Raw genomic sequence first — 14,974 nt, 5'->3', positions numbered from 1 at the left:
GGTTGACGGATGCGGTGGCAATCGGTTTGCTTGCGTCCAACCGCTGAAATGAAAGCGATTTGAGGAAACGACATGGCGTCCCACATTCTGGCCATTGATCAGGGCACGACTTCATCCCGTGCCATCGTATTTCGAGCTGATATCTCGATAGCAGCGCAGGCCCAGCGGGAATTCCAGCAGCATTTTCCGGCGTCCGGCTGGGTCGAGCATGAGCCGGAAGACATCTGGACGTCGACCATCGCGACCTGCCGTGAGGCTATGGGCAAGGCCAATGTCACCGCGGCCGATATTGCCGCCATCGGCATCACCAATCAGCGCGAGACAACGGTGGTATGGGACCGCGCCACGGGCCGCGCCGTGCACCGGGCCATCGTCTGGCAGGATCGGCGCACGGCGGAGTTTTGCGCCAAACTGAAAGCTGAAGGACACGAGCCTGCCATCAGCGCCAAGACAGGCCTGATTATCGACCCCTATTTTTCGGGGACAAAAGTCGCATGGATTCTCGATCACGTACCGGGCACACGCGAACGCGCCGAGCGCGGCGAGTTGATGTTCGGCACCGTCGACAGCTATCTGCTGTGGCGGCTGACCGGGGGCAAGGTCCATGCGACGGACGCGACCAACGCGTCACGTACGCTGCTGTTCAACATCCACACCGGCCAGTGGGATGATGATCTGCTCAAGCTGCTGAGGGTGCCGCGCTCGATGTTGCCGGACGTGCGGGATTCGTCGGCCGACTTTGGTGAAAGTGTTCCGGAGCTGTTTGGCGGGGCGATCGCCATTCGCGGCATTGCGGGCGACCAGCAAGCGGCGGTCATTGGTCAGGCGTGTTTCACGCCGGGCATGATGAAATCGACCTACGGCACCGGATGTTTTGCGCTGTTGAACACGGGCACCACGGCAGTGGCCTCCAAGAACACACTGCTGACGACGATTGCCTATCAACTGAATGGCCAGCGAACCTATGCGTTGGAAGGCTCCATCTTTGTCGCCGGCTCCGCCGTGCAGTGGCTGCGCGACGGCCTCGGAATCATCAAAAGTGCCAGCGAGACCGGGACGCTCGCTGACCAGTCTGATCCGATGCAGTCGGTTTATCTCGTGCCTGCTTTTGTCGGGCTCGGCGCGCCCTACTGGAATCCGCGTGTACGTGGTGCGTTGTTCGGGTTGACCCGCAACACCGGGCCGGCCGAATTGGCGCACGCGACGCTGGAAAGCGTGTGTTATCAGACCTACGATCTATGGGCCGCGATGCGCGCCGACTGGCCTGAGGCATCGGACGCGAATACCGTGTTACGTGTCGACGGCGGCATGACGGCGTCCGACTGGACCATGCAGCGCCTCGCTGATTTGCTCGATGCGCCGGTGGATCGGCCGATGATCCAGGAAACCACGGCGCTCGGCGCGGGCTATCTCGCAGGGCTTGGTGCGGGTGTCTATCCGGAGCCGGCGCGCTTCGCCGACAGCTGGCGGCTCGAGCATCGCTTCAAGCCGAACATGAGTGAAGCCACGCGCACGCGGAAGCTCACAGGATGGTCGCAGGCGGTGAAGGGCGTGCTGGCGAGCGATCCGGGCGAATAGTTTCCATACACATCAAACGGCGGCTTTGAGCCGCCGTTTGATTTATCGCTGAGTATACGCTGCGTCAGTGATTACTGACAGATCGCGCCACTCTTTGTGATGGTTCCCGGACGGCATGAAAAGCCGTTTCGCGCGTCATAGTCTGGTGAACCGGGCATTGCGATGCCGTCGTAACTGTAAGTGGAATAGGCATCGCCATAACCGGGTCCGCCCCAGCCCATGGTGTCGGCCGATGCATAAGACCCGCCGTAACGCACGCGGTTGCCATATGCATAGCCGCCTGCGTCGCCGTAGTACGGCCCTCGGTTATAGTAGGCGGTGTTGTTATAGTACGGGCCGCCAAATGGTGCAGTTGCGACCGCTCCCGCGGTGTTCAGAGCGCCGGCGGTAATTGCGCCGGCCGTGCCGATCGCACCGCCCACAATTCCACCCGCGACTGCTCCTGGTCCACCGTCCCAATTGTTCTGACGATAGGCCGTACGGTCACGATACATCGCGCGGTTCTGCATGCGCGCCTGATGTTTCGTGCCCTTCATGTGAGCCCCCGCGTGGGGCTTCACATAATCCCTTGCCATAACAGGTGTTGCGGCCAGCGCACTCACAGCCGCTACTGCGGCGAGCAATGTCACCTTCTTCATCGTTGAACTCCTTATTTTTGCGGGACGAAAACAGACGGGTCTTCAACCCAGCGCGCGGCTCGCCGTTCCCTGTTCCGTATCAAATGACATCACACGCACGTGAGAAATCGAGTTCCGCTTTTGTGCGGATCGATCTGCCTTTTCACCCTCTGCTGCTAACGCGCAGCAGAGGTTCAGGTTCTCATGGTGAGGCAGCGTTATTGTCGCAATTTGTGTGGCGTCCGGCAGTTGCGGGACAAAGCCAAACTAGCTCGCTTGCGCTGTTTTCTTGCGATACTGCAGATGGAATGCGCAGTTGCATCCGGGAGGATGTGATGCCGTGTCGGCGGTCGCTTCCTCTGCCTGCGGGAGGGCATTGGAGTTCGCAGTCGGGATATAGTTCAAGATCGGCGCGAGCCAACGCTCGATCTGTTCAGAAGAGTATCCCTTACGCGCTGCGTAATCCTCGACCTGATCGCGCTCGATTTTGCCGACGCCGAAATAATAACTTTCGGGATGGCTGAAATAGAGACCCGAGACCGACGAGCCGGGCCACATCGCATAGCTCTCGGTGAGCTTCACGCCTGCGGTTTGTTCGGCATCGAGCAGGCGGAACAGGGTGGCCTTCTCGGTGTGATCGGGTTGCGCGGGATATCCCGGCGCAGGGCGGATGCCCTGGTATTGCTCAAGGATCAACTGATCGCTGGAGAGCGCTTCATCCGGAGCATAACCCCAGAATTCCTTGCGCACGCGCTCGTGCATGCGTTCGGCAAAAGCCTCGGCGAGACGGTCCGCCAGCGCCTTCACGAGAATCGATGAGTAGTCGTCATTGGCGTTCTTGAAGCGATCCGCGATCACATCTTCGCCAATGCCGGCGGTGACGACGAACATGCCGACATAATCAGGCACGCCGCTGGTCTGAGGTGCGATGAAGTCCGATAGCGCCGCGTTAAAGCGGCCCTCGCGCTTTTCCAACTGCTGGCGCAACGTATGCAGCGTCGCAATCGGTGTCTTGCGGGATTCATCCGTGTAGAGAACGATGTCGTCGCCTTCGGCATTCGCGGGCCAGAAGCCAATCGTGGCGCTCGCCTTGAACCAGTTCTCTTTGATGATCCGATCCAGCATCTTGCGGGCGTCCTCATAGAGCGACCGCGCGGCTTCGCCGACTTTCGGATCATCGAGGATGGCAGGGAAACGCCCGGCCAATTCCCAGGTCTGAAAGAACGGCGTCCAGTCGATGTATTCGGCCAGTTCTGCCAGCGAATAATCGGTGAAGCTTTTGGTACCGAAGAAGGCGGGTTTGGTCGGCTTGGTTTGCGACCAATCGATCTTCAAAGCGTTGTTGCGCGCGTCCTGCAGCTTCAGCCGTTTCTTGTCCTGCTGGGCGCGGAAGTGCGCCGAGGAGATCTTTGCATAGTCGGCTCGGATCTCACGCGCGTAGTCGATGCGCTTGTCGAGGGACAGCAGCGACGACGCGACACCGACCGCGCGGCTGGCATCATTGACGTGGACAACAGGGCCGCGCTTGTAGGCCGGATCGATCTTCACGGCGGTGTGGACGCGGCTGGTGGTGGCGCCGCCGATCAACAGCGGAATATCGAGCCCCTGACGTTCGAGTTCGGAGGCAAGGAACACCATTTCGTCGAGCGACGGCGTGATCAGTCCCGACAGGCCGATGATGTCGGCCTGTTCGGCCTTGGCTGTATCGATGATCTTGGCGGCGGGCACCATGACGCCGAGATCGACCACTTCGAAGTTGTTGCACTGGAGCACGATGCCGACGATGTTTTTGCCGATGTCGTGGACGTCGCCCTTTACGGTCGCGAGCACGATCTTGCCGGCTGAGTTACGCCCATCTCCGGCAATACCCTTCGCTTGATTGCGCGCTTTTTCCTCTTCCATGAACGGCATCAGATAGGCGACCGCCTGCTTCATGACGCGGGCGGACTTCACCACCTGCGGCAGGAACATCTTGCCGTCGCCGAACAGGTCACCGACGATATTCATGCCGGCCATCAGCGGGCCTTCGATGACTCCCAACGGCCGGTCGACAGTGAGACGCGCGGCTTCGGTGTCAGCCTCGATGAATTCCGTGATGCCGTTAACGAGAGCGTGCGACAGCCGCTTCTCCACCGGCCATTCGCGCCAAGCCAGATCGGCTTCCTTGGTCTGCTTTTCTTGGCCGCGGAATTTCTCCGCCAGCGCCAGCAGTCGCTCCGACGCGCCGGGATCGCGATTGAGGATGACGTCTTCGCAAACTTGCCGCAACTCGGCATCGATGTCGTCGTAGATGACCATCTGCCCGGCATTGACGATGCCCATGTCCATGCCGGCCTTGATGGCATGATACAGGAACACCGAGTGCATGGCCTCGCGCACCGGTTCATTGCCTCGGAACGAGAACGAGAGGTTCGAGACGCCGCCGGAAATATGTGCGTGGGGCAGATTCTGGCGGATCCAGCGCGTGGCCTCGATAAAGTCGACGCCGTAATTGTTGTGCTCTTCGAGACCGGTCGCGATCGCGAAGATATTGGGGTCGAAGATGATGTCCTGCGGGGGGAAATCCAGCTTCTCGACCAGAAGATCGTAGGCGCGCTTGCAGATCTCGATCTTGCGCTGATAGGTGTCGGCTTGTCCGGTCTCATCGAACGCCATGACGACAACGGCCGCGCCGTGACGCCGGGCAACGGTCGCCTCGTGGAAAAACTTCTCTTCGCCTTCCTTGAGCGAGATCGAGTTGACGATCGGCTTGCCCTGAACGCACTTCAGGCCGGCTTCGATGACGTCGAACTTCGATGAATCGATCATCACCGGCACGCGGGCAATGTCCGGTTCGGAGGCCACGAGATTGAGGAAGTCGATCATCGCTTGCTTGGAGTCGAGCAGGCCTTCGTCCATGTTGATGTCGATGACCTGGGCGCCGTTCTCGACTTGATCACGAGCCACCTGCAGCGCAGCGGTGTAGTCCGCGTTCTTGATGAGCTTGCGGAAGCGGGCGGAGCCCGTCACGTTGGTGCGTTCACCGACGTTGACGAACGGAATATCCGACGTGAGCGAGAACGGCTCGAGACCCGACAGGCGCAGGAGCGGCGCGATCTCCGGCACGACGCGAGGCTTGTGGGGTGCAACCGCAGCAGCAATCGCCGCGATGTGATCCGGCGTGGTGCCGCAGCAGCCGCCGACCACGTTGACCAAGCCGGCCTGCGCGAACTCGCCGACCAGCCGCGCCATGTATTCGGGGCTCTCATCGTATTGGCCGAATTCGTTCGGCAGCCCGGCGTTGGGATAGGCACAGACAAGCGCATCCGCGACACGGCCGATGTCGGCAATGTGAGCACGTAAATCTTCCGCGCCGAGCGCGCAGTTGAAGCCGATGGTGATCGGATTTGCGTGTTGCACCGAATACCAGAAGGCTTCCGGCAACTGGCCGGACAACAGCCGTCCCGATTTGTCGGTGATAGTGCCCGAAATCATGACCGGTACATAAATGCCACGCGCCTCGGAAATTTCGGAGATCGCGTACAAAGCCGCCTTGGCATTGAGCGTGTCGAAAATGGTCTCGACCAGCAGCAGATCCGCGCCGCCATCGAGCAAGCCGTTGATCTGCTCGCTGTAGGCGATGCGCAGATCGTCGAAGGTGACCGCGCGATAGCCCGGGTTGGCGACGTCCGGTGAAATCGACGCCGTGCGGTTGGTCGGGCCCAGCGCGCCGGCAACAAAACGTGGCTTGCCGTCCTCTGCAGTCGCGCGCTTGGCGGCATTGCGGGCCAGCTTTGCACCTTCGAGGTTCATCTCGTAGGCGATATCGGCCATGTCGTAGTCGGCTTGCGCAATCGATGTGGACGAGAACGTGTTGGTCGCGACGATGTCGGCGCCTGCGCGCAGGTAAGCGTGATGGATGTCCTCGATGGCCTTCGGCTGCGTCAGGATCAGCAGATCGTTGTTGCCGCGAACGTCGCGGTGGAAATCCTTGAAGCGCTCGCCCCGAAAGGCTGCTTCATCGAATTGCAGACCCTGGATCATGGTGCCCATCGCGCCGTCGAGCACGAGGATACGGTCGCGCGCGAGCGCGCGGAAAAGGTCGGCCTGCTGGGATGTTTTCTTGGTCATGGATCAAGCAGCTTTCTGCGCGCCGTTCGGACGGATGCCGAGCAGGTGGCTAATGGCGAATACGAGGTCCGCACGGTTCATCGTGTAGAAGTGAAAGTTCTCGACGCCGCGTGCCGAGAGGTTTTGCACCTGTTCGGCAGCCACCGTGGCCGCGACGAGACGGCGGGTATCGGCGTCGTCATCGAGGCCTTCGAATTTCTTCGCGAGCCATTCTGGCAGCGTCGCGCCTGCGCGCTTGGCGAAATTGCTGGCCAGCTTGAAATTCTGCACCGGCAAGATGCCCGGCACGATGGGGATCGTGATGCCGGCGGCCTGAACGCGATCGAGATAACGGAAATAAAGGTCGTTATCGAAGAAGAATTGCGTGATCGCGCGTGTCGCGCCGGCATCAACCTTGGCTTTCAGGACGTCGATGTCGGCATCGAGATCGGCACTCTCTGGATGCTTCTCCGGATAGGCCGAAACGCTGACTTCCATGTCGCTGTGGTTGCGCTTGATCGCGGCCACGAGATCGGCGGACGTCTGGTAACCTTGCGGATGAGCCTGATAGGCGGTCCCAATTCCGTTCGACGGATCGCCACGCAGGGCGACGATGTGACGGACGCCAACTTCGTAATAGCGCGCGACGACATCATCCACGTCCGCGCAGGTTGCATCGACGCAGGTGAGGTGAGCCGCCGGCGTCAGCTCCGTCTCAGAGAGAATGCGGGCAATGGTGGAGTGGGTGCGTTCGCGAGTCGATCCGCCGGCGCCATAGGTGACAGAGACAAAGTTCGGCGTCAGCGGTGCCAGCCGGCTGATGACCTCCCACAGATTACGCTCCATGTCTTCCGTCTTCGGCGGGAAGAATTCGAAAGAGATCGTCGGGAGCTTTTGCGTCTGTGCGCCGGGTGTTTCGCTTGTCACGCTGGGAGACTCCACATCTGAAAAACCGCACTGCGGTTGGTGCCGGCGGCCTTGGGCAGGTCTCTAAAATAGATGAAAGCAAGGATGTTCAACAGCCCACTGGGGGCGTATTTCTTATGGGAAATTGCCCACTTATTGTGGTTTGGGTCGGTAATAATCCCGATACATGGTCTCGGTGGGAGGAATAAAAGCGGAAAATCTCGATGAAAGATACGCAAATCCCGATGGAAATCGACCTTCTTGTACTTAATAGGGTCTATATTCGTTGGGGTCTTTTGTAGATCTTAGTTTGTCGTTGGTTTCTGCCCACTTGATAGGCGTCATCCGAACGCTTGGGCAGTCTGATCCATGGCCCCTTGTCCACAACGCCTGGACCACTAGCCTAGTCGCATGATTCCATTGTCCATCCTCGATCTTTCGGTGGTCACCACAGCCACCAGGCCGTCCGTGGCGCTGCGCAACAGCATCGATCTCGCGCAGCATGCCGACCAGCTCGGCTACACCCGTTACTGGCTGGCCGAACATCACAACCTGGCGTCGGTCGCGAGTCCGGCGCCTGACATCATGATTGGGCAGATTGCAGCCGCGACGGAACGCATTCGTGTCGGGTCCGGCGGCGTGATGCTGCCCAACCATGCACCGCTGATGGTGGCGGAGCGCTTCAAGATGCTGGAAGCGTTGTTCCCGGGGCGTATCGATCTCGGGCTCGGCCGTGCGCCGGGTACGGACCATGCAACCATTCACGCGCTGCGCAGCAGGTTCGACGGCCGCGAAGGGGACGACTTCGTCGAGCGGCTGATCGAACTGACACTCTGGGAGACGCGTGAGTTTCCGGACGGCCACCCCTATAACAACGTCGTCGCGATGCCGAACGATGCGCCGTTGCCGCCGATCTGGTTGCTCGGATCGAGCGACTACAGCGCGCAGCTGTCGGCGCAAATCGGGATGGGATTCGCATTCGCCCATCATTTCGCATCTCACGACGCCGTGGATGCGATGACGTGGTATCGTGCGCACTTCAAGCCGTCGCGCTGGCGCGACCAGCCGCACAGTATCCTCGCCATCGCGGTCATCATGGCGCCGACCGATGAAGAGGCAGAACGGCTGGTTCTATCGGCGGATCTCAACCGTCTGCTGCGCGACCGCGGCCAGTATCGCCCGCTGCCGAGCATCGAGGAGGCGCTGGCGTATCCCTATAGCGATGCCGAGCGGGCGCACATCGCGCGCAACCGCTCACGGCTGTTCGTGGGCAGCCCGCAAACGGTGATGCAGAAGATCTCGCCGCTGATCGCGGCAAGCGAAGCCGGTGAGGTGATGGTGATTACGGCTGTGTTTGATCACGACGCGCGCAAACGCTCATACAGCCTGATGGCGGACGCGTTCAAGCTCGGAAAACAGGCGGCGGCCTGAATGAGGTTACTCCGCCGCCTTTTCGCTGAACGCGACGCGGAACGGATGGGCGGGATAGACGCCGACGATTCGCAGTTCTTTTGAAAAGAACTTCAGCTCCTCCAAAGCGAAGGCGAGATTGCGGTCCTCGGGGTGGCCATCCACGTCGGCGTAGAATTGAGTGGCGAAGAAATTACCCTCGACCATGTAGCTTTCCAACTTCGTCATGTTGACGCCGTTGGTCGCGAAGCCGCCGAGCGCCTTGTAGAGGGCTGCGGGCAGGTTGCGGACGCGGAATACGAACGTGGTCACCAGCGGGCCGGAATCCCGAGCGGCCCATTTTTCATCGCGCGCCAGAATCACGAAGCGGGTCGTGTTGTGGGATTCGTCTTCGATGTCCTCAGCCAAAATGTCGAGGCCGTAAATATCGGCGGCGAGACGCGAGGCAATCGCAGCACAGCTCTTGTCACCGCGCTCGGCGACGATACGGGCTGAGCCGGCGGTGTCGCCTGCCACGATCGACCTGATTCCGAGCTTGCGGATGATGCGGCGGCATTGGCCCAGCGCATGCACGTGGCTTTCGACGGTCTTGATGTCACCGAGCTTTACGCCGCGTGGCGCCATCAATTGATGGTGGATCGGCAGGAACCATTCGCCGACAATGAAGAGGCCGGACTGGGGCAGCAAGTGATGGATGTCGGCGACACGGCCGGCCACCGAATTCTCAATCGGAATCATGCCGAGATCGGCTTCGCCGGAAGAGATGACCGCAAGGGCGTCTTCAAAGGTGGCGCAAGGTATCGGCGTCGCGTCGGGATAAGCTTCCGCGATCGCGATGTGGGAGTTGGCGCCCGGCTCGCCCTGGAAGGCGATCTTCAAAGTTTTGGTCATGATGGTCTTCCAGCCAATACTTGGCGTGCGGTCTCAAGGTCGTGAGGCGTATCGACGCCCAGCGGCACCGTGTCAACAACGGACACGTCGATCCGCATTCCTGCTTCGAGGGCGCGAAGCTGTTCCAGCTTCTCGCGGATCTCGAGAGGGGAGGGCGGCAGCGCGATGAACCGGGCGAGTGCGCTCCGGCGATAGGCATAGAGCCCGATGTGATGATAGCGCGGGCCGTCGCCGTAGGGCGCAGTCGCGCGGGTGAAGTACAGCGCTCGCAATCGCGCCCCGCCGAGCGGGGAGCCGACGATTTTGACCACGTTGGGGTTGGTGTGTTCCTCGTCCTTGCGAATGATGGCCCCAAGCGTGGCAATATCCACGCCCGGGTCCTCAAGCGGCCCAACGGCGGCCTGGATGTCCGCAGGATCGATGGTGGGCAGGTCGCCCTGGACGTTGACGATGGTCTCGATCTGGCCGGCCTGGTCAAGCGTCTCCAGAGCCTCGAAAATCCGGTCTGATCCGGACGGGTGATCGGCGCGGGTCATGACGGCTTCGCCGCCATGGGCGGTGACCGCCTGGGCGATATCGGGTGAGTCGGTCGCAACCGCCACGCGGCCGATTCGGGCAGCCTGCGCACGCCTGAGCACGTGGACAATCATCGGCAGGCCGCCGATGTCCAGCAGCGGCTTTCCGGGCAGGCGCGTGGCCGCCATCCGGGCGGGAATCAGCACCAAAGTGCGGCTTTCAGTCATCGGAATCGAGGGGCGCTCAGGCGGCCGAATTGATGAGGAAATGATGGGTGTTCTCAAGGAGTCGCCCGTTTATACGGGTTGCCAGAAGGCAGGCAAACCGTTATCTCAACCCCGTTACCTGTGGGGCGCTGCGCGCCTGTCGCAGGGAGCATCCTCATGGCCGTTTCCGCGGCTGCGCATCTCGACATTACGGCCCGGAGCCTGATCGACAATGGACTCCTTTGAACTGAACAAGATCATGGGCGCGGTGCTCGGCACCTGCCTCGTTCTGCTTGTGACCAATTTTACCGCCAACGCGATTTTCTCGCCGAAGACGCCCGAGAAGCCGGGTTTTGAAATCGCGGTGAAGGAAACCGAAGGTGCACCTGGCGCTGCCGCCGCAGCTGCCGCTCCTGCCGAGCCGATCGAAAAGTTGCTCCAGACCGCTTCGGCTGAGAAGGGCGCCGCCGCTGCCAAGAAGTGCGCGGCTTGCCATACCTTCGAGAAGGGCGGCCCGAACAAGGTCGGCCCGAATCTTTACGGCATCGTTGGTGAAGCGCGAGGCGAGGGCCGTGGTGGCTTCAACTTCTCGGCTGCGATGAAAGGCAAGCCCGGCAAGTGGACCTACGATGATCTCAACAAGTTCATCACCAGTCCGAAGGGCTTCATTCCGGGTACGGCGATGGGCTTTGCCGGCATTCAGAAGGACAGCGAGCGCGCCGACGTGATCGCTTATCTGCGTACGTTGTCGGATCATCCGGAGCCGCTTCCGACGGCTCAATAACGGCTCATTCGGGCCTGTCGCTGTTACGGGAATTTAATGCAATTGACGGCCAGGTTCGCCTGGCCGTTTTGCGTTTGTGCACGCATGTTTGTCGGGACGTTTGGCCGCAACAAGGTGTTATGGCGGACTGGTATCGTATCCAAAAACCGACATAATCCGTCCGGACTTTTTGTTGATTATCCGGTTGCCAATTCCAACAACAGGAACTTTGCATTGAGCATTACCCGGCGAAGCCTTCTTCAGAGCGCCGCTTTCATCGCGGCCGTTCCAGCGTTCAAGACCGTTGCTGGATTGCCGGCGATCGAGGTGGCAAGCGCGCAGGAAGCTCAAACGTGGGTGCATGGTCTCTCCCTGTTTGGCGACGTGAAGTATCCCGCAGGGTTCAAACGTTTCGATTATGTGAACCCCGATGCCCCAAAAAGCGGACAGGTGCGTCTGGGTGCGATCGGGACTTTCGACAACTTCAATCCGGTACCTGAGGGTGTGAAGGGATCGCTCGCGCCGATTGGGAATCTCTTCGAAGCTTTGACCACGTCCTCCCTTGACGAGGTCTCGACGCAATATGGCTTGCTCGCCGAGTCCATGAGTTATCCGCCGGATTACTCATCGGTGACTTACCGGCTGCGCGCCGAGGCGAAGTGGCATGACGGCAAGCCGGTGACGCCGGAGGATGTGATCTTCTCGCTTGATGCTTTCAAGAAGAATCATCCGCAGTACTCCGCATACTATCGCCACGTGGTGAAGGCTGAAAAAGTCGGCGAACGCGATATCAAGTTCACCTTCGATGCACCCGGCAATCGCGAGTTGCCGCAAATCGTCGGCCAGCTCAACGTGCTGCCGAAGCATTGGTGGGAAGGGAAGAATGCGTCCGGCACCAATCGCGATATCACCACGACCACGCTCGAGCCGCCGCTCGGCAGCGGCCCTTACCGTATCAAGGAATTCGTGCCGGGACGCACCGTAATCCTCGAGCGCGTGAAGGATTATTGGGGACGTGATCTCAACGTCAACGTTGGCCAAAACAACTTCGACGAAATCCGGTACGAATATTTTCGGGATACGACGGTAGCGCTCGAAGGCTTCAAGGGTGATCAGCTCGATTGGCGCACCGAGAACAGCGCGAAGAACTGGGCCACCGCTTACGACTTTCCAGCAGTCAATGACAAGCGCGTCCTGAAGGAAGAATTCCCGAATCGCAGCTCCGGCATCATGCAGGCGTTCGTCCTCAACATTCGTCGCGACAAGTTCAAGGACGCCCGTGTGCGGCGTGCATTGAACTTCGCGTTCGATTTCGAGGAGATGAACAAGCAGCTTTTCTACGGACAGTACGAGCGCATTGGAAGTTATTTCGCCGGAACGGAGCTTGCATCGAGTGGTCTCCCCGAGGGCAGAGAGCTCGAAATCCTTCAAACCGTTCGGGACAAGCTCCCTCCGGAAGTGTTCACGACTGAATATAAAAATCCGGTCGGAGGCAGTCCCGAGAATGTGCGAACCAATTTGCGTGAGGCCCTGCGGCTGCTGAAAGAGGCCGGATACGAGGTACGCGATCGCAAGTTGGTCGATGCCAAGTCGGGAGCGCCGTTTGAAATGGAGCTGCTGACCAGCGACCCGTCCTTTGAGCGGGTGACGTTGTTTTACAAGCCGTCGCTGGAGCGGCTGGGGATCGCGGTCACCGTTCGCACCATCGACCCCACCCAATATGAAAATCGTCTTCGAAGTTGGGATTTCGACGTGTTGGGGGCGTCTTCGTGGCCGGAGTCACTCTCTCCCGGGAACGAGCAGCGCGAATACTGGGGGTCGCAGGCTGCCGATATGGCAGGTTCTCGCAACCTCATCGGCATCAAGAATCCGGCGATCGATGCCTTGATTGAGCGCGTGATCTTCACCAAGGATCGGGCAGACCTCGTTGCTGCAACCAAAGCGCTCGATCGTGCGTTGCTCTGGAATCACTATGTCGTGCCGCAATGGAATTATCCACGCGTGCGCACGGCGCGTTGGGATCGGTTCGGTCGTCCTGCTGAACTGCCGAAATATGGGATGTCCGCATTTCCGACGATTTGGTGGTTCGATACGGAAAAAGCGAACAAGATTGGCAGGCGTTCTTGAAGACATTTTCGCGGCGATCTGTTCTCGTCCTGGGTGGCAGCGCGGCCGCTGCGACCTTGCTTCGGCCGTCGGTCTCACTGGCTGACAACGATCCCGAGTCCCACGGGATGTCGGCGTTCGGTGATCTGAAATACGCGCCCGATTTCCAGCATTTCGATTACGTGAATGTGGATGCGCCCAAGGGCGGTACGTTCTCCACCATTCCATCCACCCGCGCCTACAATCAGTCGTTCCAGACCTTCAATTCGCTCAACAGTTTCATCCTGAAGGGTGACGGTGCGGTTGCGATGGATTTGACCTTCGCTCCGCTGATGGTGCGGGCAAACGACGAGCCGGACGCCATGTATGGGCTCGTGGCGCGCTCGGTGCAGATCTCAAAGGACAAGCTGACGTATCGTTTTACGTTGCGGCCGGAAGCGCGCTTCCATGACGGCACGAAGTTGACGGCGCAGGATGCCGCGTTCTCCCTGAACGTCCTCAAGGAAAAGGGGCACCCGATCATCCGGCAGCAACTGCGCGACATGGTGAAAGCGGAAGCCGCTGACGATGCGTCGCTTGTCGTGGTCTTCGCCGAGAAACGTGCCCGTGATGTGCCGCTGTATGTGGCGGGCCTGCCGATCTTCTCCAAAGCTTATTACGATAAAAAGCCGTTCGATGAATCGACCCTCGATATTCCGTTGGGCTCGGGGCCGTACAAGGTGGGGCGTTTCGAGGCCGGCCGCTATATCGAATACACGCGTGTCAAGGATTGGTGGGCGAAAGACCTTCCGGTCTCGCGCGGAACATTCAACTTCGACACTGTGCGCTACGAATTCTATCGCGATCGCGACGTCGCGTTCGAAGGATTTACCGGGCGCAATTATTTGTATCGTGAGGAATTCACCGCGCGCATCTGGAGTACACGGTACGATTTTCCTGCGATCAAGGACGGCCGCGTCAAACAGGAAATCTTGCCCGATGAGACGCCGTCGGGAGCTCAGGGCTGGTTCCTCAATACCCGACGCGAACAGTTCAAGGACCCACGCGTCCGCGAAGCGCTGACCCAGGCCTTCGATTTCGAGTGGACCAACAAGACCATCATGTACAGCGCGTATGCGCGTACTCACTCGCCGTTTCAGAATTCGGACCTGATGGCGAGCGGCAAGCCGTCGCCGGAAGAGCTCAAACTGCTGGAGCCATTTCGTGGTCAGGTGCCCGACGAAGTGTTTGGCGATCCCTATGTGCCGCCGGTGTCTGATGGATCGGGACAGGACCGTGCTTTGTTGCGTAAAGCCTCGCAGCTGTTGCAGGACGCCGGATGCGTGATCAAGGACGGTAAGCGGCGGTTGCCGAACGGCGCGCAATTCCGCGTGGAGTTTCTGCTCGATGAGCCGGCCTTCCAGGCCCACCACGCGCCTTACATCAAGAACCTTGGCACGCTGGGGATCGACGCCAATGTTCGTCTGGTCGATCCGGTGCAGTTCCGCGCCCGCGTCGATGACTTCGATTTCGATGTCGCGATTCAACGCTTCAGCATGGCATCGACCCCGGGAGATTCGCTCCGGACGTTCTTCTCTTCACAGGCGGCCAACATCAAGGGATCGCAAAACCTGTCCGGCGTGGCCAGTCCGGCGCTCGATGCGCTGATCGAAAAGATCATTGCTGCCGACAATCGAGACGATCTGCGCACCGCCTGCCGGGCTTTCGACCGCGTGTTCCGCGCCGGCCGGTACTGGGTCCCGCAATGGTATTCAGGCAGCCACCGCATTGCCTATTGGGATGTCTTCGCCCATCCTCCCCATATTCCGCGTTACGCCGGCAGTGCCGGCGTGCCGGATTTGTGGTGGTCCGATGAGGCCAAGGCCAAAAAGCCCGAGCAGGCAAAGTAGTTC

At 60.0% G+C, this 14,974-nt stretch carries 10 protein-coding genes; 5 read left to right on the top strand and 5 right to left on the bottom strand.

The features are described from left to right. Nucleotides 1-72: 72 nt before the first annotated feature. Entirely contained in the window at nt 73-1,578 is a 1,506-nt protein-coding gene (glpK, locus tag ACP0KA_RS07780; protein ID WP_424628252.1) for a glycerol kinase GlpK, read from the top strand. Between the two features lie 71 nt (nt 1,579-1,649). Here glpK and ACP0KA_RS07775 read toward each other — a convergent pair whose 3' ends face one another. The 3 genes from ACP0KA_RS07775 to metF form a co-directional block, all read right to left on the bottom strand. After that, on the bottom strand, nt 1,650-2,216 hold the full coding sequence (locus ACP0KA_RS07775; protein WP_424628251.1) for a hypothetical protein: 567 nt from the start codon (nt 2,214-2,216) through the stop codon (nt 1,650-1,652). 246 nt (nt 2,217-2,462) lie between these two features. Beyond that, a complete protein-coding gene (gene metH, locus ACP0KA_RS07770; RefSeq protein WP_424628250.1) occupies nt 2,463-6,305 on the bottom strand; it encodes a methionine synthase in 3,843 nt (1,280 codons plus the stop codon). Nucleotides 6,306-6,308: 3 nt separating this feature from the next. Continuing rightward, on the bottom strand, nt 6,309-7,211 hold the full coding sequence (metF, locus tag ACP0KA_RS07765; RefSeq protein ID WP_424628249.1) for a methylenetetrahydrofolate reductase [NAD(P)H]: 903 nt from the start codon (nt 7,209-7,211) through the stop codon (nt 6,309-6,311). 390 nt (nt 7,212-7,601) lie between these two features. Between metF and ACP0KA_RS07760 the strand changes: the two genes are divergently transcribed. Next, a complete protein-coding gene (locus ACP0KA_RS07760) occupies nt 7,602-8,621 on the top strand; it encodes an LLM class flavin-dependent oxidoreductase (RefSeq protein ID WP_424628248.1) in 1,020 nt (339 codons plus the stop codon). Nucleotides 8,622-8,627: 6 nt separating this feature from the next. Here the strand turns inward: ACP0KA_RS07760 and ACP0KA_RS07755 are convergent, their stop codons facing one another. Further along, nucleotides 8,628-9,491, bottom strand: a complete 864-nt coding sequence (locus ACP0KA_RS07755; RefSeq protein ID WP_424628247.1) for a prephenate dehydratase — start codon at nt 9,489-9,491, stop codon at nt 8,628-8,630. Next, nucleotides 9,488-10,234 carry a 3-deoxy-manno-octulosonate cytidylyltransferase gene (locus tag ACP0KA_RS07750; RefSeq protein WP_424628246.1) on the bottom strand — a complete coding sequence of 249 codons (747 nt, stop codon included), beginning with the start codon at nt 10,232-10,234 and terminating at the stop codon, nt 9,488-9,490. Before ACP0KA_RS07750 ends, ACP0KA_RS07755 begins: the two co-directional genes overlap by 4 nt. A 211-nt stretch (nt 10,235-10,445) precedes the next feature. Here ACP0KA_RS07750 and ACP0KA_RS07745 point away from each other — a divergent pair, with 211 nt between their 5' ends. From ACP0KA_RS07745 to ACP0KA_RS07735, 3 genes are all read left to right on the top strand, one after another. Further along, nucleotides 10,446-10,997, top strand: coding sequence for a c-type cytochrome (locus ACP0KA_RS07745; RefSeq protein ID WP_424628245.1), 552 nt, complete (start codon nt 10,446-10,448; stop codon nt 10,995-10,997). A gap of 213 nt (nt 10,998-11,210) precedes the next feature. Continuing rightward, complete coding sequence (locus tag ACP0KA_RS07740) at nt 11,211-13,103, top strand: extracellular solute-binding protein (protein WP_424628244.1); 1,893 nt, start codon at nt 11,211-11,213, stop codon at nt 13,101-13,103. Continuing rightward, nucleotides 13,100-14,971 (top strand): extracellular solute-binding protein, encoded by a 1,872-nt coding sequence (locus ACP0KA_RS07735; RefSeq protein ID WP_424628243.1) that lies wholly within the window; start codon nt 13,100-13,102, stop codon nt 14,969-14,971. The genes ACP0KA_RS07740 and ACP0KA_RS07735 overlap by 4 nt, the downstream gene beginning before the upstream one ends. Nucleotides 14,972-14,974: the final 3 nt, after the last annotated feature.

It is taken from the genome of Bradyrhizobium sp. SYSU BS000235 (genome assembly GCF_049747295.1).
Lineage (GTDB): Bacteria > Pseudomonadota > Alphaproteobacteria > Rhizobiales > Xanthobacteraceae > Afipia.
The sequence above is the reverse complement of the archived record's forward strand: the minus strand, read 5'-3'. Positions and strand labels throughout refer to the sequence as shown.